At 58.9% G+C, this 19,599-nt stretch carries 16 protein-coding genes and 1 riboswitch; of the genes, 9 read left to right on the forward strand and 7 right to left on the reverse strand.

The genetic code is table 11. The annotated features are described in order from the left end of the window. Positions 1–184: 184 nt before the first annotated feature. The 6 genes from PPTH39_RS02100 (at position 185) to PPTH39_RS02125 (ending at position 4,930) form a co-directional block, all read left to right on the forward strand. A complete protein-coding gene (locus PPTH39_RS02100; protein WP_130871502.1) occupies positions 185–625 on the forward strand; it encodes a hypothetical protein in 441 nt (146 codons plus the stop codon). A gap of 1 nt (position 626) precedes the next feature. Further along, on the forward strand, positions 627–1,202 hold the full coding sequence (locus tag PPTH39_RS02105; protein WP_130871503.1) for an adhesin: 576 nt from the start codon (positions 627–629) through the stop codon (positions 1,200–1,202). Between the two features lie 70 nt (positions 1,203–1,272). Further along, complete coding sequence (locus PPTH39_RS02110; RefSeq protein WP_095019959.1) at positions 1,273–2,067, forward strand: hypothetical protein; 795 nt, start codon at positions 1,273–1,275, stop codon at positions 2,065–2,067. A 62-nt stretch (positions 2,068–2,129) separates the two neighbouring features. Further along, positions 2,130–2,810: a C39 family peptidase gene (locus PPTH39_RS02115; protein WP_095000286.1), complete on the forward strand. Its 681-nt coding sequence runs from the start codon at positions 2,130–2,132 to the stop codon at positions 2,808–2,810. A 46-nt stretch (positions 2,811–2,856) separates the two neighbouring features. After that, complete coding sequence (locus PPTH39_RS02120) at positions 2,857–3,594, forward strand: hypothetical protein (protein WP_095000287.1); 738 nt, start codon at positions 2,857–2,859, stop codon at positions 3,592–3,594. Between the two features lie 46 nt (positions 3,595–3,640). Continuing rightward, on the forward strand, positions 3,641–4,930 hold the full coding sequence (locus PPTH39_RS02125; protein ID WP_130871504.1) for a transporter family protein: 1,290 nt from the start codon (positions 3,641–3,643) through the stop codon (positions 4,928–4,930). A 48-nt stretch (positions 4,931–4,978) separates the two neighbouring features. Here the strand turns inward: PPTH39_RS02125 and PPTH39_RS02130 are convergent, their stop codons facing one another. Further along, complete coding sequence (locus tag PPTH39_RS02130) at positions 4,979–6,304, reverse strand: sigma-54 dependent transcriptional regulator (protein ID WP_095000289.1); 1,326 nt, start codon at positions 6,302–6,304, stop codon at positions 4,979–4,981. Between the two features lie 333 nt (positions 6,305–6,637). Here PPTH39_RS02130 and PPTH39_RS02135 point away from each other — a divergent pair, with 333 nt between their 5' ends. Beyond that, on the forward strand, positions 6,638–6,904 hold the full coding sequence (locus PPTH39_RS02135; protein WP_095000290.1) for a hypothetical protein: 267 nt from the start codon (positions 6,638–6,640) through the stop codon (positions 6,902–6,904). A gap of 48 nt (positions 6,905–6,952) precedes the next feature. On the opposite strand, the gene PPTH39_RS02140 is transcribed toward PPTH39_RS02135, so the two are convergent. From PPTH39_RS02140 to cobW, 4 genes are all read right to left on the reverse strand, one after another. Next, positions 6,953–7,507: a vWA domain-containing protein gene (locus PPTH39_RS02140; RefSeq protein ID WP_130871505.1), complete on the reverse strand. Its 555-nt coding sequence runs from the start codon at positions 7,505–7,507 to the stop codon at positions 6,953–6,955. Between the two features lie 98 nt (positions 7,508–7,605). After that, positions 7,606–8,610 (reverse strand): ATP-binding protein, encoded by a 1,005-nt coding sequence (locus PPTH39_RS02145; RefSeq protein WP_130871506.1) that lies wholly within the window; start codon positions 8,608–8,610, stop codon positions 7,606–7,608. Between the two features lie 165 nt (positions 8,611–8,775). After that, complete coding sequence (gene cobN / locus PPTH39_RS02150) at positions 8,776–12,546, reverse strand: cobaltochelatase subunit CobN (protein WP_130871507.1); 3,771 nt, start codon at positions 12,544–12,546, stop codon at positions 8,776–8,778. 3 nt (positions 12,547–12,549) lie between these two features. Continuing rightward, a complete protein-coding gene (cobW, locus tag PPTH39_RS02155) occupies positions 12,550–13,620 on the reverse strand; it encodes a cobalamin biosynthesis protein CobW (protein WP_095019216.1) in 1,071 nt (356 codons plus the stop codon). Between the two features lie 94 nt (positions 13,621–13,714). Then, positions 13,715–13,895, reverse strand: a riboswitch (cobalamin riboswitch). A 167-nt stretch (positions 13,896–14,062) separates the two neighbouring features. Here cobW and PPTH39_RS02160 point away from each other — a divergent pair. Beyond that, positions 14,063–15,355, forward strand: a complete 1,293-nt coding sequence (locus tag PPTH39_RS02160) for a glycosyltransferase (RefSeq protein ID WP_130871508.1) — start codon at positions 14,063–14,065, stop codon at positions 15,353–15,355. Here the strand turns inward: PPTH39_RS02160 and PPTH39_RS02165 are convergent, their stop codons facing one another. After that, positions 15,356–17,617: a glycoside hydrolase gene (locus PPTH39_RS02165; RefSeq protein ID WP_130871509.1), complete on the reverse strand. Its 2,262-nt coding sequence runs from the start codon at positions 17,615–17,617 to the stop codon at positions 15,356–15,358. Between the two features lie 192 nt (positions 17,618–17,809). Then, a complete protein-coding gene (gene cobF / locus PPTH39_RS02170) occupies positions 17,810–18,571 on the reverse strand; it encodes a precorrin-6A synthase (deacetylating) (RefSeq protein WP_095019966.1) in 762 nt (253 codons plus the stop codon). An 85-nt stretch (positions 18,572–18,656) separates the two neighbouring features. Between cobF and PPTH39_RS02175 the strand changes: the two genes are divergently transcribed. Next, a complete protein-coding gene (locus PPTH39_RS02175) occupies positions 18,657–19,592 on the forward strand; it encodes an AraC family transcriptional regulator (RefSeq protein WP_095024697.1) in 936 nt (311 codons plus the stop codon). Positions 19,593–19,599: the final 7 nt, after the last annotated feature.

Raw genomic sequence — 19,599 nt, forward strand, 5'->3', positions numbered from 1 at the left:
CCGGCCCTTATTGTACAAGGGCCGGGGCTGCACACTGACATCTCATGTTCGTTACACCTGATCCCGCCCGGAACAGTCATCGTGCTGTGTGCTGTTGTTTTCAAACATTAAATTAGAAATGGCACAGCTCATGCTCTCTTCCTATCACGCTTGCCAGGGCCAGCGTCGATAAGGGAGCACAGTCATGGGGCACGCATGTTGTGGTAATGGTCACCTGCTGATGGCTTGCGGCCTGAGCGCCTTGCTGGGCTGGTGCGCCGTTGTTCAGGCCGCCGGTAATGGCGAGATAGTGCTTACCCGTACCGTGCAACCCCATGCGGTGGGCAATCCGCCCATGCATCCCGATCCTGACCCGCTAACCGTCAATGCCAGCCCCTTGGTTCAAGTCATGGGGGCTACCCGTGAGCTGAGCGATGGGGATTTTGCCAGCGTCAGCAGCGGTACTGCGCTTACCAGGACCATCATGCCCGCGGGCAACACACTGCCCGGCCTCAATACCAGCAACGGCCTGCCAGGCATGAGCAACGGCCATGGCGGCGGTAGCGGTGGCACCCTCTCCGGCACCATCAGCAATAGCATCAGCCAGGGCATGCGCCCGCTCTCTGTATTGAGTCAGGGGAAATAACATGACTGACTATCACCTGACTGCACTGCTTGCCGCGCTGCTTGCCTCTTCCTGTGCGCTCGCAGCTTCCGATAACAACGCCACGATCAATGATTCGGGCGCCACTTATCATGGCAACGTCTCTCTTAACCAGGCATCCGGCGACCAGCAACAGCAAGTCAATATCCGCGCCATTGCCATCGGCACCGAGGCCCGTGCCACGACCGCAGTCACCCAGAAGCTCAATACCCCAGCCGACCCCTCGCTCAATGCCCGGGCAACGATTGGCGGCAACTCATTCAGTAATGGCAGCGGCGTGGTCGGTATCAACCAGTCGGCCGGGGCCAACAACCAAATGGTCAATAGCGTGCGGATAGGCATCAGTGCCCGGCCGCAAGGTATCGACGACAGCGCCCTGTCCCAACAGAACGTGGCGCTGCTTCCAGACTCGGGTACCGCATCCCCCGCCAGCGGCAGTCGCCAGATCGTTACCAGCGATCAGGCCTTCACCGGCAGCCGAGGGGTGGTGCAGTTGAACCAGAGTGCAGGGGTGGGGAACCGCATGGCTAACACCCTGAATATCCGGGTTGCTGACTGACCCGGCAACAACGCAGTGCAATTGGAAAGTGCCAACACTTAACCCAACTAATGATGCACGGAGAAACACCATGAAACCGTCAATCGCTCTGAAGCCACTGGCTTTCGCTCTGGCAACACTGGTGGCCGTATCTGCTCAAGCCAACGGTAACGGCAACAACAATCCGCCGCCTCCATCGACACCGCCTGCATACACCCTTGACCCTAATGCCGCCGCCGCTGCAGTCGTGATTGACGTGCAAAACAGTCACAACAACAAAGTGACCAACAAGGCGGTCGAAAACAATGCAACCATCAAGGACTCGATCAAAGGGTCTGAAGGCAACATGGGCGCGAACGCCGCTTCCGGCTCCGGCAACCAGCAAGACAACGCCGTAGCGATCGCCACTTCAGACGAGAGCTTTGTGTTTGGTACCGCTGCGTCCCTGACCAGCGCCACCCAGACCAACAGCCACAACAACTCGCACAACTATGGCGCACAAAACAACGCTTCGATCAAAAGCTCGGCCAATGGCAGTTCGGGTAACGTCGGCATAAACGTTGCTTCGGGCGAGTTCAACCAACAGAAAAACAACCTGGCCATCGCCGTATCCAATGGTCGTATCGCCAGCGCCGGGGCAACCGCTTCGCAAACCTCGAACAACCTGTCGGTGATCAACGAAGCCGGTGCGTCTTACCTGAGCAATGTGAATACCTGGAATCAAGGGTCGGGCTGGAACAACAAAACCCCTGTCGTCAACAACGCCACCATGGACCATTCGTTCAATGGCTACTCGGGTAATGGCGGTGCCAATATTGCGGCAGGTACCGGCAACCAACAAAGCAACTCGCTGTCCATCGCTGCCGGCTGCAAAGTCTGCATGTAGTCGCGACGCTAAAGAAGGGTCTCGTTTATGAGACCCTTTTTCCTTATTCAGGCGTATCAATCATGCGTATTGTCGCCCTCACCCTCTTCCTCGGCCTGAGCGCAATGGCCCATGCCGCACAGATGCCAATCGCTGCCCTGCCTGGCGGCAATCTGGTGTTCAAGCAGGTGCAGAGCATTCGTGAAAGGCGCTTTGCGGATATTGTTGAACAAAAAACCGATTTCAGTTGCGGCGCTGCGGCACTCGCCACCGTGCTGCGTCAGGCCTATTGGCTGGACGTCAATGAAGACCAGATCATCAAGGGGATGCTGCAAAACGCTGATCAGGATCTGGTTCGCACCCAGGGCTTCTCAATGCTCGACATGAAGCGCTACGTTGAGAGCATCGGCATGCGCGCCCGGGGTTACCGAATTCCGGCGCAGAGCCTTGAAAGCGTGAACATACCCGTTGTGGTGCTACTGGACATCCGTGGCTACAAGCACTTTGTGGTGCTGCAACGCGCGCAGAAGGACTGGGTGTATATCGGCGACCCTGTACTGGGGCACAAGCGCTACTCCCACGCAGATTTCCTCAAAGGCTGGAATGGCATTGTGTTTGCCATCATCGGCCCCGGTTACGACAAGACCAATGCGTTATTGACCCCGCCTGCCCCGCTGACCGCAAAAAACCAGCTCGACGGGTTTAACCCGGTTAAAGACGCAGAACTCATGGACTTCGGTTTTATCCAAAGCGACTTTTTTTAAGGTGCGTCAATCATGACTACGGGGCCCGACGCTCCAGGAGCCGTACATGAAAACTTCCATTTGGCTGATTGCCGCATGCCTTGCGACCAGCCTGCACGCCCAGGCGGCGTCCTTTAAACCGGTTGAATTGAAAGACACTGAAATGGCCGAGTTGCGCGGCCGCTATGTGATGCCCGGGCGGATCATCAGTTTCGGCATCGTGATGAACAGTACCTGGACCAGCAGCAATGGTGGCGTAGTCGGCGCCAGTACTTCCATGTATGTGCAAAACACCATTGAACCCAAGTTTTACGTGTCCACTTACAGTTCTGCCGGTAACGGTGCCCCTGGCTCAAACGGCACTGGTTCGGTTACCGGTGGTGCGGGCCTGACCACAGCCCAGGGCGTCACCCAGAGCGTTCGGGCTGCGGGTGACAACAACAGCGCCTATAACAACGTCGACATCAATGTCAGCGAGGCCGACCAGGCCCCCGTGGTCAACCAGCAAGGGGTTTTACTCACGACCAATACGTCCATCACCCAGGCTGCTGGTGCGGGCAATGTGACCGTCTCGGCCACGGCTGGGGGCGTTCAGCTGGCCATCCAGGCCAACAACAATCAAGGCAACTCACTGCAGCAAATCGCCCAGGGTGGCGTATTGCAAAGCACTACTTTGCTGGGCGGCGGTAATAGGGTCAATAACATGGCACAACTTAACGTGGTACTGGGTAACAACCTGCCCAGCCCCGGCGCGCTCGATTGCAACCTCAATCAATTAAAAGGCCTTCGCAATATGGGTTATTGAACTAGGCTCAGGCTCTACAACTTGGCTTATCTGGACGGCTTATTTCATGCATCGATCGATAACCTTTCGCGCAGTTGTATGTATGAGCACTATATTCCCGTCACCCCTGTTATATGCAGCGGCTGATGCCGATCTAGCGCTACTAAAACAAGAACTTATGGAGCTTCGCCAACGTTACGATCAACAGCAAAAAGCCTTGGCAGTGCTTGAGCAACGGGTGCGTGAAGTTGAGGATCAGCCTGCGACGCCACAACCCAGGCGCCTGGCCAAATCACCGGCCGACATGAAGGGCAACCAGAACGTTACGGCTGCCAGTGGCACCAGTACCGCTGCACAAGGCAGCTCTTATGGCGCCGCGCTCAAGGATGACTCCGCCCCCGCCCAGAGTATGGTCAACCTCTACGATGAAGCCAGCGGCTTTTTCGGCGGCGGCAAGTTCAGCCTCGAAACGGGTATTACCTATTCGCGTTATGACACACGCCAGCTGATTCTCAATGGTTTTCTGGCCCTGGATTCAATTTTCCTGGGCAACCTCAACCTCGACCGGATCAAGGCCGACAACTGGACCCTTGACCTCACCGGACGCTATAACCTGGATAACCGCTGGCAGTTTGACGTTAACGTTCCGGTGATTTACCGCGAGAGTACTTACCAGTCCGGCGGGGCCAACGGCGGTGATGCGCAAGCCACTTCAGAGCAAACGGTTACCCGCGACCCGACCATTGGCGACGTCAACTTCGGAGTCGCATACAAGTTCCTCGACGAGTCGGTCAATACCCCGGATGCAGTCTTCAGCGTGCGGGTCAAGGCCCCCACCGGCAAGGACCCGTTTGGCATCAAACTGGTCAAAGCCTCTGAAAACACCAACTTGTTTGTCCCTGAAGACCTGCCCACCGGCAATGGTGTGTGGTCGATCAGCCCTGCCATTTCCCTGGTCAAGACCTTCGACCCAGCTGTGCTGTTCGGCTCTCTGTCGTATACCCATAACCTTGAAGAGTCATTTGACGACATCAGTTCCACGCAAAACCTGAAGCAGCCCGGCAAGGTCAAACTGGGTGACAGCTTCCAGATTGGCGCGGGGGTTGCTTTTGCCCTCAACGAAAAAATGAGTATGTCGTTTTCCGTGTCCGACCTGATTCAGAAAAAGAGCAAACTCAAGCAGGATAGCGGTGACTGGCAAACAGTTACCACCAGTGATGCCAACGCCGGTTACTTCAATATCGGCATGACCGTAGCAGCGACCGATAACCTGACCATCGTGCCCAACCTGTCCATAGGCTTGACCGACGATGCGCCAGACTTCACCTTCAGCCTGAAATTCCCTTACTACTTCTAAACAGCAAAAGGCCCTCCGCGCTTGAGCGCTGGGGGCCTTTTGCTGCTTTCAACGAATGTGATGCTTGTGCAGTAACCGATAAAACGTCGGCCGCGAAACCCCAAGCACCTTGGCGGCCATGCTCAAATTGTCGCTGTGCCGGTCCAGCACCTCGCACAGTGCCTGGCGTTCGGCGCGATCCTTGTATTGTTCAAGGGTGTTCATCGTGCCGACCAACAACGGGCGCAACTCCAGGCCCAGATCATGTGCTTCGATCTGCCGCCCTTCGGCCAATACCAGCCCACGACGCACGCGGTTGGCCAACTCGCGGACATTTCCCGGCCAGCCATGATTGCCCATGGCAATCAACGCCTCGTCACTGAACGTACGCGGGCGACGGCCTGTTTCCAGACTGTAGAAACGGGCAAAGTGACTGGCCAGCATGGCCAGGTCACCATGTCGCTCTCGCAAGGGGGCGGTGGTTAATTGCAACACGTTGAGGCGGTAATACAAGTCTTCACGAAATTGACCGTTGGCGACTGCCGCTTCGAGATCAACATGGGTCGCTGCCAGAATACGAACATCGATGGGGATCGGCTGGTTGCCGCCGACTCTCTCGATGTGTTTTTCCTGCAAAAAGCGCAACAGGCTGGCTTGCAATTCCAACGGCAGATCGCCAATTTCATCCAGAAAAAGCGTACCGCCATTCGCGGCCTCAATGCGTCCAACCCTGCGCTGATGGGCGCCGGTGAAAGAGCCCTTTTCATGGCCGAACAGCTCAGACTGGATCAAGTGGTCGGGAATGGAGCCGCAATTGATTGCAATAAAGGGCTTGCCGTTGCGCTGGGATTGACGGTGCAGTGTGCGGGCGACCAGCTCCTTGCCCGTACCGCTCTCGCCGCGAATCAGGATGGGCGACTGGGTGGGTGCAAATTTGCTCACCGTCATGCGCAGGTCCCGCATCAATCGGCTGTCACCCAGCAGTTCATCTTCCTGTACATCGGACGGGGTTGAAGTTTGCCCTCGCAGGCACGCCATGCCAAAGGCCCGGCCGAGTGTGACCTGGACCCGGGAGACGTCAAAGGGCAAGGTGTGAAAGTCAAAAAACCATTCGCAGACAAAATCCCCCACATTGTTCATTTTCAGTACGTCAGGGGTGAGCGCCGCAATCCACTCGGTACCACTGCGACTGATCATGTCTTTTACCGCTTCGGGACGTTCCAGATGAAAAGGTTGCAGCCTGAACAGGCCAACATCGCAAGAGCGGTCAACAACGGTTGCCAGAGTGCAGCTGTCGACCGCCCAGCCTATGGTTCGCAGACCGGGGAGCAATTCATGACAATCCGCACAGGGATCGACCACCAGCAGACGTCGGGGAGAGGACATTGCAAGCATGACTGTTCCTTGGCGCCAGAAAAACATAAAACAGCATTAAAAACAGTCCCTTGTTCAACTTACGCGTAACCTTAGCAAGCCATTGGGCGCTTTCTGGATCGTTTGTTTATAACCCTAATAGCCAATCAAACTGTACAGCCTCGTTCCAAGAGCAGGGGCGATAGATACACTCACTGAAAATTGATCTGGATCAGTCATATAAAAAAACTTTTAAAAATATGACGAAAGTGTGTGACCTGATGCCCCTCTAAAGTCATCAGTACAAGTAACCAACCGAACGGTAAGCCCAGCCGACGGTTAATCACTTGATGGGCATACTTGAGAGAACACCCTATGAACGCCCCGCTCCGTTTCAACGAAGCTCTTTTGATTGCCGGCCACGCTTTTGAACCTTTTCAATGCGTTGCCTGGGCTGCACAGGATGGTCATGGCGAGTTGAGCCTGACTGTTATCGATCGCACCAATACCCGTATCGGCCGCAAACAGATCCCGCGCAGCGCCTGCGCTGACGCCGCTCAGCTGGAAAGCCTGCTGGCACAAGCCCGCGCCGAGATCAGCAGCGAAGGCTACACCCTGCAGCCTTGGGTCATGCCTGCTTGAGAAGCGGCTGACTGATTTGGGAGCTGGTTGACCAGCTCCCACAAATAATCAGCCATCAATGTGTACATACTCTGCATTCAACTCGGCGGCCATTTGACGCGAGCGGCCTAAACGAATCGGGCCACGCTCGATATCGATCAACAGTCCCGGGCAGTCAATGGCAGGCAGCGTTGACCACTCTTTCAGTCGGCCATCGGTCAACAGTAAAAAGCGCTGTTGTTCCTCTGGACACTGTTTGCGGCGCCTTTCAAGCCAGTCAGCAACTTCCTGCAAGGCCTCCAGCAAAGGCGTCCCGCCTCCAGCACCCAAGCCCTGCAACCAGTCATTCAAGGCAGCAGACGCCTTGGAGCCGATGACCTGCCACTGCGGCGCCTTTGCGCTGACCGTCATCACCGCCACCCGCACCCGCTGGCGATACGCATCTTCAAACAGTTGGGCCAGCAGCCCCTTGGCGTCACTCAGCGCCTGATGGCGACGGGTTGAAGCAGACGCATCCACCACCACCAGCCAGAGTTCCGGCGCTGCACTTTGCCGGGTTTTCCAGGCCAGATCAGCGTGCAGCCGGGGACGACCGCCGAGCAGGGTTTGCACCCAGTCGATCATCCCGCTGCCGGCGCTGCGGCTTGCGCCTTGCCTGCCCGCAGAGAGCTGACCTGACCGGGGCCTGGCATCCGCCCCCACTGCAGAACGGGGGCGGATGCCTAGGGCTTTTTTGGCCAGCTCGGCACTTCACGGCGCGCGCCCATGGGTTGCACCTGTGCAGGTAGTTCGCCCCACTGGCCCTGCCCCGATTGAGGCGAAGCATTGCTGGCCTGAGGGGGGGACTGCGGTGGTGGTGTTGACGCCTGGCCTTTAGGTTCTCGGCGGCGATGACGCAAGGCAAACTCGGCCACGGCATCAATATCCTCCAGGCTGATGGCCGTGGCCCCGCGCCAGGCGGCATGGGCCCGCGCTGCGCGCAGCCAGACCAGGTCGGCACGCATGCCATCCACCGCGGCGGCAAAACAGCGCTCAGTCACAACAGCCAGAGACTGATCATCCAGAGCGATGCTGCTCAGCCGTTCACGGGCCTGCTGGCAGCGCTCGCGCAAGGTCGTTTGCGCCTCATCCCATTGCGCGCAAAACTTCTGCGGATCAGCGTCAAAGGCCAGGCGCCGGCGGATGATTTCGCTGCGTTCTTCCGGTTGCGGCTGGCCGCTGAGCATCACATTCAGGCCGAAGCGGTCGAGCAACTGCGGGCGCAACTCGCCTTCTTCCGGATTCATGGTACCAATCAGCACGAAACGCGCAGCATGCCGATGGGAGATACCATCACGCTCGACCACATTGGTGCCGCTCGCTGCCACATCCAGCAGCACGTCCACCAGATGATCGGCAAGCAGGTTGACTTCATCGACGTAGAGCACGCCGCCGTCGGCCCTGGCCAGCACCCCCGGGGAGAACTGCGCCTTGCCCTGGCCCAGTACGGCATCCAGGTCGAGGGTACCAACCAGACGCTCTTCGGTTGCGCCCAACGGCAAGGTGACAAACTGGCCGCTGGCAAGCAGGTCGGCCAGACCGCGTGCCAGCGTCGACTTGGCCATGCCGCGCGGGCCTTCGATGAGTACGCCGCCAATTTTCGGGTCAATGGCGGTCAGGCACAGCGCCAGTTTCAATGAGTCCGCGCCGACCACCGCCGATAACGGGAAATGTGGGGTGTCAGTCATGTTTTCGGGCTCCAGATTTTAGAATATTGATCGGCCTCAAAAGCTCCTCACCCCAGCCCTCTCCCAAAGGGAGAGGGGGCCGATTTTTGGTGAGGTATAAATCCTGAACATCCCCCGATCAGTCCCCTCTCCCTCCGGGAGAGGGTTAGGGTGAGGGTTGCCTGGTTACTCTTCCTCTATATCCAGCAACAGATTCTCCAGCGCCGCTTGATACTCCCCCGGTTCACTCCACAGCCCGCGCTGCTGCGCTTCGAGCATGCGTTCGGTCATGTCGCGCAGGGCATGCGGGTTGTGCTCACGCACAAACTCACGGGTATCCGGGTCCAGCAAATAGGCATCCGCCAGCAATGCATATTGATGATCATCGATCAGGTGCGTGGTTGCATCAAAGGCAAACAGGTTGTCCAGGGTAGCGGCCATTTCAAATGCGCCTTTGTAACCATGGCGTTTGACCCCTTCTATCCATTTCGGGTTGGCCGCACGGGATCGGATAACCCGGTTCAACTCTTCCTTGAGCGTACGGATCTTCGGCAGATCCGGCTGGCTGTGGTCGCCGTGGTAGCTGGCTGCGGCCTCCCCACGCAAGCTCTCTACCGCCGCCAGCATGCCGCCCTGAAACTGGTAGTAGTCATTGGAATCGAGCAGGTCATGTTCACGGTTGTCCTGATTTTGTACCACCGCCTGCATCTGCCCCAATCGCTGGGCAAACTGACCGCGGGCCGCCGTGCCTTCATCGGCGCCGCCATAGGCATAACCGCCCCAGTTCAGATACACCTCGGCCAGGTCGTCGCGGCTTTGCCACAAACGCCCATCGATTGCGTTCTGTACCCCGGCACCGTAAGCCCCGGGTTTGGCACCAAACACCCGCCAGCCCGCCTGACGGGCCGCCAGTTCCGGGGCCAGCCCTTCGCGCTCCAGCTGTTCACGCTCGCTGCGCACTTTTGCCGCGAGCGGATTCAGGTCATCAGGTTCGTCCAGCGCCGCCACCGCCTGAACAGCGGCATCGAACAGGCGAATAAGATTGGCAAAGGCATCACGGAAGAACCCGGATACACGCAAGGTCACGTCCACCCGCGGCCGGTCCAGCAGGCTCACCGGGAGGATTTCAAAGTCATCCACCCGCTGGCTACCCGTGGCCCACACCGGGCGCACGCCCATCAGCGCCATGGCCTGGGCGATATCATCACCGCCGGTGCGCATGGTCGCAGTGCCCCATACCGACAGGCCGAGCTGACGCAGGTGATCGCCGTGGTCCTGCAAATGACGCTCAAGAATCAGGTTGGCCGACTGAAAACCGATACGCCAGGCCGTGGTGGTGGGCAAGTTGCGTACATCCACGGAAAAGAAATTACGCCCGGTAGGCAGTACGTCCAGGCGCCCGCGGCTCGGTGCACCACTGGGGCCGGCAGGGACAAAACGCCCCGCCAGAGCATCAAGCAGACCCTGCATCTCGGCCGGGCCGCAGGCATCCAGACGCGGTGCAACAACCCCAAGCAACTCCTCAAAAATCCCTCGCACTTCGCTCCATTGCTCGGTGTCGGGCAATTGCAGCGTGCCCGCCAACGCCTGCTCGATCAGCTGCGCAGCATACAGTTCCAGACGTTCGCGGGTATCGCCTGCGGTGCGCCACAGCGCCTCGCTGACTGCTTGCAAAGGCGCGGGGCGACGTGCCGTCCAGGGCTCGGCCAGCGCACAGTCCAGCGGATCAAAACTCAGCCCGAAGGCTTTGGCCAACGCCCGCAGCACGCTTGATTGCGCCCCGCGGCCATCACCGCGGGGGATGCGCAGCAATGCCAGCAAGGTGTCGATGCGCAGACGCCCGGCAGGCGACTCACCAAAAATATGCAGGCCGTCGCGGATTTGCGATTCCTTGAGGTCGCACAGGTAGGTATCCAGCCGTGGCAGCCAGATTGCGGCATCGCTGTCGCTGTCGAGGTGTGCGTCCAGTTGCAGCTCGCGGTCGATATGGGTATCGCGCACCAGCTTGAGAATATCCCGTTGCAACTCCCGCGCCCGGCGCGGATCAAGCAGTTGCGCTTCGTAATACTCGTCGGCCAGCAGCTCCAGGTCGCGTAGAGGGCCATAGGTTTCGGCCCGGGTCAGCGGCGGCATCAAGTGGTCAATAATGACCGCCTGGGTCCGGCGCTTGGCCTGTGCGCCCTCACCCGGATCATTGACGATAAACGGATAGACGTTGGGCATGGGGCCCAAAATAGCATCCGGCCAGCAGTGTTCAGACAGCCCGACGCCCTTGCCCGGCAACCATTCCAGATTGCCATGCTTGCCCACATGCACCACCGCATGGGCGCCGTAGGTGTTGCGCAGCCAGAAATAAAACGCCAGATAAGCATGGGGCGGTACCAGGTCCGGGTCATGGTAGACCGCACTGGCATCTACCTGATATCCCCGCGCCGGTTGAATGCCGACAAAGGTCAGGCCAAAACGCAGCCCGGCAATCATCAGGCGACCGCTGCGAAACATCGGGTCGTGCTGTGGCTCGCCCCAACGCTCAATCACCGCCTGGCGATTGGCTTCTGGAAGACGATTAAACATCGCCTGGTATTCATCCAGCCCAAGGCTTTGATGGCACGGGCGCAGGTCGAGGCTGTCGAGGTCGTTGCTGACACCGCCCAACAGAGCTTGAATCAACGCGGTGCCGGTATCCGGGAGCTCAGCAGCCACCGGGTAGCCTTCGCCCTGCAAGGCGCGCAAAATATTCAGCGCCGCAGCCGGGGTATCCAGCCCTACGCCATTGCCGATACGGCCATCGCGGGTCGGGTAGTTGGCCAGGATCAGGGCGATACGCTTTTGCGGGTTCGGCACACGTGCCAGCTCCACCCAGCGCCGTGCCAGTTCTGCGACAAAATCCATCCGTTCGGGATGCGCTCTGTAGCACACCACATCCGACTGACTGCGCTCACTGCGCCACGCCAGGTCCTTGAAGCTGATCGGCCGGCTGATGATCCGCCCGTCCAGTTCCGGCAAGGCAATGTGCATGGCCAGGTCCCGCGGGCCCAGACCCTGCTCGCTGGCTTGCCAGCCGGGCTGGTTGTCCTGGGCACAAATGGCCTGGATCACCGGGATATTGCGGCGAAACGGGCGCAAATGCGGAGCTTCCGGGCTGGACTGGGCAAACCCGGTGGTATTGAGAATGACCCCTGCGCCGACTTCATCGAGCAAGTCCTGTACCACCGCCAGGCAGCCCGGCTCCTTCAGGCTGGCGACCGCAATCGGCAGCGGATTTAGCCCTGCCGCCTGCAGACGCTGGCAGAACACATCGACAAATGCCGTATTGGCCGCCTGCAAATGCGAGCGATAGAACAAGAGCGCCGCCACCGGTTGGCCCGGCTGCCAGTCGCCTTGCCAGTCCTGCAGTGCAGGGCTGGAATGGGCCGGATGATAAATGGCAGTACGGGGCAAGGTGTGCGGTTCGTCCCAGGCATAGTCGCGGCCCAGCCATTGGCTGGCCAGGCAACGATAAAGCTGCAGGGCGTTATGCCGCCCGCCCTGGCGCAAAAAGTGCCAGAGCCGTTCGGCCTGCTCGACGGGCACTGTGCTCAGGGCGCTGAGTTCCGGGTCGGGGCGGTCATCGCCCGGCACCAGAATCAGGGTCACACCGCGTTCAGCCAGTTGCACCAGCCGTTCAATGCCGTAGCGCCAGTAGCCGATGCCACCGTGCAGCGACAACAAAATCACCTTGGCGTGTTGCAGGACCTCATCGACATACAGGTCGACCGAGCCGTGGTTTTGCACCTGCATCGGGTTGGCCAGACGCAGGCTTGGATAATCGTCAGGCAACTGCTGCGCCGCTTCGGCGAGCAGGGCCAGGCTTGAATCACCGCTGCACAGGATCACCAGCTCGGCGGGGGTCTGGCCGAGGTCGGCAATATTGTCGTCCGCTACAAAGCCGCCGGGCTGGGTCCTGAGCAAATGCATGGTTTAGGCGCTCAATGCTGTACGCAGGGTGGACTCGAGCAGGGCCGCGTCCAGGTCCTGGCCGATCAGCACCAGTTTGGTGGTGCGCGCTTCGTCGCTGCCCCAGGCGCGATCGAAGTGCTTGTCAAAGCGCGTGCCCACGCCCTGGATCAGCAAGCGCATCGGTTTGCCCGGAATCGCGGCAAAGCCCTTGACCCGCAGAATGCCGTGCTTGACCACCAGTTGGCTCAGAGCATCCATCAGCGCGCGCTCCTCTGCCTGAGGCAGCTCGATAGAGATCGAGTCGAAGGCATCGTGATCGTGGTCGTCGTGGTCATCATCGCCATCGTGATGATGGTCGTGATGGCTGTGGCGGCCATCGATATGGTCTTCCGAACCCGTCTCCAGGCCCAGCAGCACGTCCAGCGGCAAGCGACCGCTGCTGGCTTCGATGATCTTGACCGCCGGTGGCAGTTCTTCAGCCACTTCGGCACGTACACGGGCCAGGTCTTCAGGGCTGATCAAGTCAACCTTGTTGAGAATCACCAGATCGGCACTGGCCAGTTGGTCAGCAAACAGCTCGTGCAGCGGCGACTCGTGGTCCAGGTTAGGGTCGAGCTTGCGCTGGGCATCTACCTGATCCGGGAAGGCCGCGAAAGTGCCAGCCGCCACCGCCGGGCTGTCGACCACGGTAATCACCGCGTCAACTGTGCAGGCGCTGCGGATTTCCGGCCACTGGAAGGCTTGAACCAACGGCTTTGGCAGGGCCAGGCCCGAGGTTTCGATAAGGATATGGTCGATATCGCCACGGCGCGCCACCAGCTCACGCATCACCGGGAAGAATTCTTCCTGCACCGTGCAGCACAGGCAGCCATTGGCCAGTTCATAGACGCGTCCCTTGGCCTCTTCTTCGGTGCAGCCAATAGCGCATTGCTTGAGGATTTCGCCATCGATACCCAGTTCGCCGAATTCGTTGACGATCACTGCAATGCGACGGCCGTTGGCGTTGTCCAGCATATGACGCAGCAAGGTAGTCTTGCCCGAACCGAGAAAGCCGGTAACGATAGTGACGGGGGTTTTGGCCAGTGTTTTCATCGGATGCCCTTTGGCAAAACGGCGGGCATACGGGACGACGGCCGCAAGCAGTGCGCGGTCAGTCTTCGCCACCGGATCACCCCGCCCGGTTGAAGTAAGAATCTGTTACGAGGCAGGTCTCCTGGCTTACGGCTGATACCTACCTTGCGCCTTCCCGCCTGTGAGGCAGTGGCATTGCAAGATCAACGACCGTTTACAGTTGCGGGGGCAGCCGCGGCATACCGCGTTCCCTTCTTAGCTTCGCGCTGCGAAGAACCTCGAACGCGCAAGGCTACGCAGTGCTTTGTAACAGGTCAACACAGATACGTTTAGATACTCGCTCCCACAGGTGCAGTATTCCTGTAGCCGCTCACAAGGTAAGAGGCAGCGACCACAGGTGTTGTAGGCAACTTGTGTTCTAATTGCCGCCTTTTATCAGCCACAGCGCTTCAAGGATCTGCCCATGCCGTCCACTCGCCCAACCCGCGTCCTGATTATTGGCTACGTGTGGCCCGAGCCCCGCTCTTCGGCGGCGGGCGGACACATGATGCAGATCATCGAAAGTTTCTTGCAGCAAGGCTGGCACATCACCTTCAGCAGCCCGGCAGGCATTGGCGAACACAAGGCTGATCTGGCGACATTGGGCATTGATGAAGTCAGTATCGCGCTCAATAACAGCAGCTTCGATACCTTCATCACCGAACTGGCCCCGGATATCGTGCTGTTCGACCGCTTCATGATGGAAGAGCAGTTCGGCTGGCGCGTGGAGAAGCATTGCCCGCAGGCCCTGCGCGTACTGGAAACCTCCGACCTGCAAAGCCTGCGCGACGCCCGCCAGCAACAGCTCAAGGCGCGCCTCAAACTTGACGCCGACACTGATGATTTCAGCAGCCTGTTCGCCCCGGCACAACGGGAGACCTTCGAGCAGATGGCCGTTACCGATCTGGCGCAACGGGAGATCGCGGCGATTTATCGATGCGACTTGAACCTGATGATTTCCGAATACGAAATCGATCTGCTCGTAGAGCACTTCAAGGTGCCCCGAGCCCTGCTGCACTGGTGCCCGTTGATGGTCGACAGCGTACCTGCGCAGTTCGTACCCTTTGACCAGCGCCAGCATTTCCTGAGCATCGGCAATTTCCGTCATGCCCCCAACTGGGATGCCGTGCTCTGGATGAAAACCGCGATCTGGCCATTGATACGTCAGCAACTGCCCACGGCGCAATTGCATGTCTATGGTGCTTACACCCCGCCCAAGGCCACTGCCCTGCACAACCCGGCACAGGGTTTTCACGTGCTCAACTGGGCCGAAGATGCGCTTGAGGTGATGAGCAATGCGCGGATCTGCATGGCCCCCCTGCGCTTTGGTGCAGGAATCAAGGGCAAAATCGCCGATGCCATGCTCTGCGGCACGCCCAACGTCACAACTCCCGTAGGCGCCGAAGGCATGCATGGCGACCTGACGTGGGCAGGTGCCATCGAACAGAGTGCCAGTGCGATTGCTGCCGCCGCGGTGCAGCTGTATCAGAGCCCTGACGCCTGGCATCAGGCCCAGCAGCACGGAACGGCACTACTGGCGCAGCGCTATTTGCAAAGTACCCACGGCCCGGCACTGGTCGAGTGCATCGAAGCCTGCCGCGCCGGCCTGCAACAGCATCGGCGCAACAACTTCACCGGTGCCATGCTGCGCCATCATCAGCATAAAAGTACCCAGTACATGTCGCAGTGGATCGAGGCAAAGAATCGAACGGTTTGACTAGGGCTGTGCCAGTCGCGTCGCCTTGAACATCTCGGCAATCATGATGATGCGGTCTTTTTCGCCCGGTATCTGGACGCTTGCCGACATTGGCGCAAATTGCATGGCGTCGGCACTTTGCGTCTTGTCTGGATTGAAATTGACCGTAATTCGGGTTCCATCATCAAACACCGTGCGCTGCAGGCTCCGGTCTGCACTGAGCACCTGAAAATCAACCAGTGCCTGGGTAAAAAGCCGTTGATGCAAGGGCGAAAAAACCTCGTTGTAGGCCGCGATAAAGGGCAAGTCGCGCTCCAGCACGGCGGCATTGAGGTGGTACATGGGCGGCGTCATGTACAACAGCTGCAGCAGTGCCGTGTTCTGCTGCTCATTGGAAAATTTCAACGATGGGTAGGCCCAGTGATGCGTGCTGACCAGACTGTCGTGAAGCACCATTTGGTAAAGCGGCAAGCGGTACTTCCAGGAGCGGACATAGGTTGCCAGTTGCCGTTTGATCGGAACAGTCTTGAAAAACAGTGTTGGCGTCTCCGGGGGCCAGTACTGCCCTACAAAGAAAGGTGACTGTTGATTACCGGACATGTCAGGGTCGGTCCAGTCGAATGGTTGTGTGGCAATGCCGTGGCTGTAGGCAATATTGGCTGCAAACGTAGAAACCGCCCCCTCGCTGCCCGTGACCAGCCCCAACGACTCGCCCGGGTAATCCAGGCGCCGGGCAATCACCCGGGCATTTTCACTTTCACTGGTTTCCCGGCCGGGGGTGTAGTCCGCCTGTGCAGTGACCGCAGCATCGACGTCGAGAAAATAGCTGTTGAGCCCGGCAGCACCTGCCACAGCCTTGATGCGCTGGCGCGCATAGTCCTGGGCCTCCCGGGGATTGGCAAAGACGCCAATGCCATTAAACCCCTTGCTCGTAGTACCGCTCGCGTCATGCTGCCCTGCACTGGCCAGGTTCGCGCCCATTTGCGCAGCGGCCCAGGTTTCCGGTTCGGCGGGTGCATGAGCGTCTGCGTAGTTGTCGTACACCGCCACCAGAAACCCGGTTTGCTTGGCCAATGCCACAGCCTGCGGGTGCCAGAATGCATCAAGCCAGTCCTTGGCTCCCAGCCAGGCACGGGTGAGCCCGGCTTGTTTGAGCGCATTGACCGTATCCACAGACAGCCCTCCTCCCCAGCGCTCGGCCGGTAACAGGTAAGGCCCGAAAGCCTCGACCAGCTGAGTTCTGGCCGCCTGCCCCCACAACACCTCGCCAGCCGGATCATGCCCCCCGTCCAGAGGTTCCTTGGCGGGTACCGCTACAACCTGCCGCATTCCCTGGTTGATGGCACGAACCAGTTGCAGTTGATTGAACGGTGAAACCATTCGTAGCCGTGAGCGCGTACTCGACAAACTCATGTCAAATACGCTGCGGGTTTGCGGATCAAAGCTTGACCATAAACTGGCAGCCAGATGCCCGGGGGTACGGCGCGCCCGGTCAAAAGCCGTGATAAAGCTTGCCCAGTTGAGGACGTCTGTGGTTTTCAGCGGCCCTGCGTCCCAAACGTAGATATGGGGTGCACCGCCGAGCAGGGCAGTTTGCGGCACCGCACGAATTTTATCTGTCAGTGAAACGAACTGGCCGTTGCTCTTGAGCCAGTTGCGATATAGCCCTGCGCCATATAACGGTTGTGCGGGGCCGGGGGCGATGCTGATCACAAAGGGCGCATCAGGTGCAAGCCGGTTGAAGTCATGCTGCAATTGCGGCACCGCAGTGTTTTTGACTCGCTTGATACTAAACAGGGTGTCGAAGGGCGTTTCTACTATCCAGGTGACCGACAGGTCCTCGTGCAATTGAGTCCAGAACGGCATGCTCAACTCACCCAGCAACTGCCCGCCGGAGTAGCGCTTGACCAGCCAGCTAAGCCAGCCGGGGTCATTGGCCGGTATATAGCTACCCTCGCCAAAAGGAATGGCGTAGGCACGAATGTCGGTTTGCAGGCGCGGCCAACGCAAGCTTGCAGGGCGGGACGCCTGTATCGAAACGCGCAACCTGTCGTCCTCAACCTTGATGTCGACCCGGTATTGATTCCCCTCCTGGCTAATCGTCCAGCTGTCGGAAGCCAGTTCAGTGACCTCGCTGTCCTGCCTGAATGCACCGCCACTGAGCAACAAGGGCGCTTTGCCGGGCCGTAGCAAGAACACCTCAAGGGTTGCCCGGTTCACATCGAAGGTACCCTGAGCGACAGCAAAACTGGCTCTGCCAGTGGCATTGGCAGGGCCCGGCATCACAAGCCCCCATGCTGCAAAAAGCAGGACACACAAGAACCCACGGTAACAACGCAAACAGGCAAGATGGGCTTTCATAGCTGACTCATGTAAACGACGCAATACAGGAGCCGAACTGTAGGCAGCTGTATCAACTTGACGCCATAATCTAATTCTACAAAACATGTACGAAAAAGACTTCGACGCAACTGCCTATTCACTCAGGCGGGTGCGCCTGCGTAGCAGATACGTGTCCATTATCCAGCCCTTGCTTGCTCGGGCAGTACTGCGGGCCTGCTTGATCTGCTCGCACACTTCGCTCAGTTTGCCCGCGATCAGAATCTCGTCCGCAGTGCCGATATAGGCGCCCCAATAGATATCGACATTTTCATCGACAAAGGCTTCAAAGGCACAATGTGCGTCGAGCATGACCACGACATTATCCAGATCCTCGGCCACCAGCTTGCGTCCGGTGGTGATGCGGATCGGCTGGCCGATAGTGTTGAGCGCAATGCGATGGCGCGCGGCCAGGGCCTGTACACTGCTGATACCGGGGATCACCTCATGCTCGAAGTCGCTGCAGCCCCCGGCCCGGACACGGTCGAGAATACGCAAGGTGCTGTCATACAGCCCCGGGTCGCCCCACAACAGAAAAGCCCCGCATTCGCCATCGGCCAGTTGGTCTTCGATCAAGTGGGTAAACACTTCGGCCCGCTGTTGGTGCCAATCCTCGACGCCATCGGTGTAGCACGCCGTTGAGCTGTCACGCTGCGGGTCGTTGACCTGCACCACACGGTAGCCCGGCTCACGGATATAGCGCTGGCAGATCTGCAGGCGCATGCGCACCAGGTCTTCGGTGGCCTGGCCCTTGTCGAGCACAAACAGCACATTGGCGCGATTCAGCGCGTTGATCCCCTGGACGGTGATGTGCTCCGGGTCTCCGGCGCCGATACCGATCAACAACAGTGTTTTCATCCTGTAATACCCTCAAATCTGACTGGACTTAACCGCAGGAACCGGCATGATCCACGCCATAACAAGACTGACGACGGCCCAGCCCATGACCCGCCCCGCCCGCGCCACAGACCCGTCCTACGAACTGATGGACGACCACAATGGCCTGTCGATCATCTATCGCCAGCATGGCTTCCCCTGTCCGCTGGTGCGCTGGCACTTCCATAAGGAATACGAGTTGCATCTGATCGTTGCCAGCAGCGGCAAGGTGTTTGTGGGCGACTATATCGGTAATTTCCACCCTGAAACATTATTCCTCACCGGGCCCAACCTGCCTCATAACTGGATCAGCCAGGTGGCCGGTGACGAGGTGGTGCCCACCCGCGACATGCTGGTCAACTTCACCGATGAACTGCTTGAGAACGCCGCCTCGGTACTCACCGAACTCAAGTCCCTCACGCCAATGCTTGAACGGGCGCGCCACGGGATCGAGTTCCGCTGTAAAGCCACGATCCGCAAGGCTATGGATCTGATGCAGGCAATTGCCGGCTCCAGCGGCATCACCCGGCTTGGCCATTTCCTGATCCTGCTGGAACTGCTGGCCGGCTGTGATGACTACCAGCTGCTGTCTGGGGTCACCGCCGGAAATCTGGCCGACGAGCAGACCATCGATCGCACCAACCGGGCCGTCGACTATATCTTCAGCCACTACACCCGCGAGCTGCCGCTAGAAGAAGTCGCCGACTACATGGGCATGAAGCCCACCTATTTTTCCCGCGTATTCAAGCAAGCCACAGGGCGCTGCTTCATCGAGTTCGTCAATCGACTGCGCATCAGCAAGTCCTGTGAGTTACTGGCCGATGGTCAAAAGCCCGTCACAGATGTGTGTTTCGAGTCAGGTTTCAACAATATTTCCAACTTCAACCGTCGCTTTCAGCAACTCAAAGGAATGACCCCGTCACACTATCGTCGCCTGGCGGTGCAGCGTTTGACCGAGCAAAACCAGCGTGCGCCGAGTGAACGCCTGCGCAGTGCAAAATAGTATCGAT

Source organism: Pseudomonas bubulae (assembly GCF_900618535.1).
Classification (GTDB): domain Bacteria; phylum Pseudomonadota; class Gammaproteobacteria; order Pseudomonadales; family Pseudomonadaceae; genus Aquipseudomonas; species Aquipseudomonas bubulae.

Excerpts from the sequence above, each read along its gene's own strand:
- PPTH39_RS02100 (WP_130871502.1), top strand. The coding sequence starts at position 185 with ATGGGGCACGCATGTTGTGGTAATGGTCACCTGCTGATGGCTTGCGGC.
- PPTH39_RS02105 (WP_130871503.1), top strand. The coding sequence starts at position 627 with ATGACTGACTATCACCTGACTGCACTGCTTGCCGCGCTGCTTGCCTCT.
- PPTH39_RS02110 (WP_095019959.1), top strand. The coding sequence starts at position 1,273 with ATGAAACCGTCAATCGCTCTGAAGCCACTGGCTTTCGCTCTGGCAACA.
- PPTH39_RS02115 (WP_095000286.1), top strand. The coding sequence starts at position 2,130 with ATGCGTATTGTCGCCCTCACCCTCTTCCTCGGCCTGAGCGCAATGGCC.
- PPTH39_RS02120 (WP_095000287.1), top strand. The coding sequence starts at position 2,857 with ATGAAAACTTCCATTTGGCTGATTGCCGCATGCCTTGCGACCAGCCTG.
- PPTH39_RS02125 (WP_130871504.1), top strand. The coding sequence starts at position 3,641 with ATGCATCGATCGATAACCTTTCGCGCAGTTGTATGTATGAGCACTATA.
- PPTH39_RS02130 (WP_095000289.1), bottom strand. The coding sequence starts at position 6,304 with ATGCTTGCAATGTCCTCTCCCCGACGTCTGCTGGTGGTCGATCCCTGT.
- PPTH39_RS02135 (WP_095000290.1), top strand. The coding sequence starts at position 6,638 with ATGAACGCCCCGCTCCGTTTCAACGAAGCTCTTTTGATTGCCGGCCAC.
- PPTH39_RS02140 (WP_130871505.1), bottom strand. The coding sequence starts at position 7,507 with ATGATCGACTGGGTGCAAACCCTGCTCGGCGGTCGTCCCCGGCTGCAC.
- PPTH39_RS02145 (WP_130871506.1), bottom strand. The coding sequence starts at position 8,610 with ATGACTGACACCCCACATTTCCCGTTATCGGCGGTGGTCGGCGCGGAC.
- cobN (WP_130871507.1), bottom strand. The coding sequence starts at position 12,546 with ATGCATTTGCTCAGGACCCAGCCCGGCGGCTTTGTAGCGGACGACAAT.
- cobW (WP_095019216.1), bottom strand. The coding sequence starts at position 13,620 with ATGAAAACACTGGCCAAAACCCCCGTCACTATCGTTACCGGCTTTCTC.
- PPTH39_RS02160 (WP_130871508.1), top strand. The coding sequence starts at position 14,063 with ATGCCGTCCACTCGCCCAACCCGCGTCCTGATTATTGGCTACGTGTGG.
- PPTH39_RS02165 (WP_130871509.1), bottom strand. The coding sequence starts at position 17,617 with ATGCCGGGCCCTGCCAATGCCACTGGCAGAGCCAGTTTTGCTGTCGCT.
- cobF (WP_095019966.1), bottom strand. The coding sequence starts at position 18,571 with ATGAAAACACTGTTGTTGATCGGTATCGGCGCCGGAGACCCGGAGCAC.
- PPTH39_RS02175 (WP_095024697.1), top strand. The coding sequence starts at position 18,657 with ATGACCCGCCCCGCCCGCGCCACAGACCCGTCCTACGAACTGATGGAC.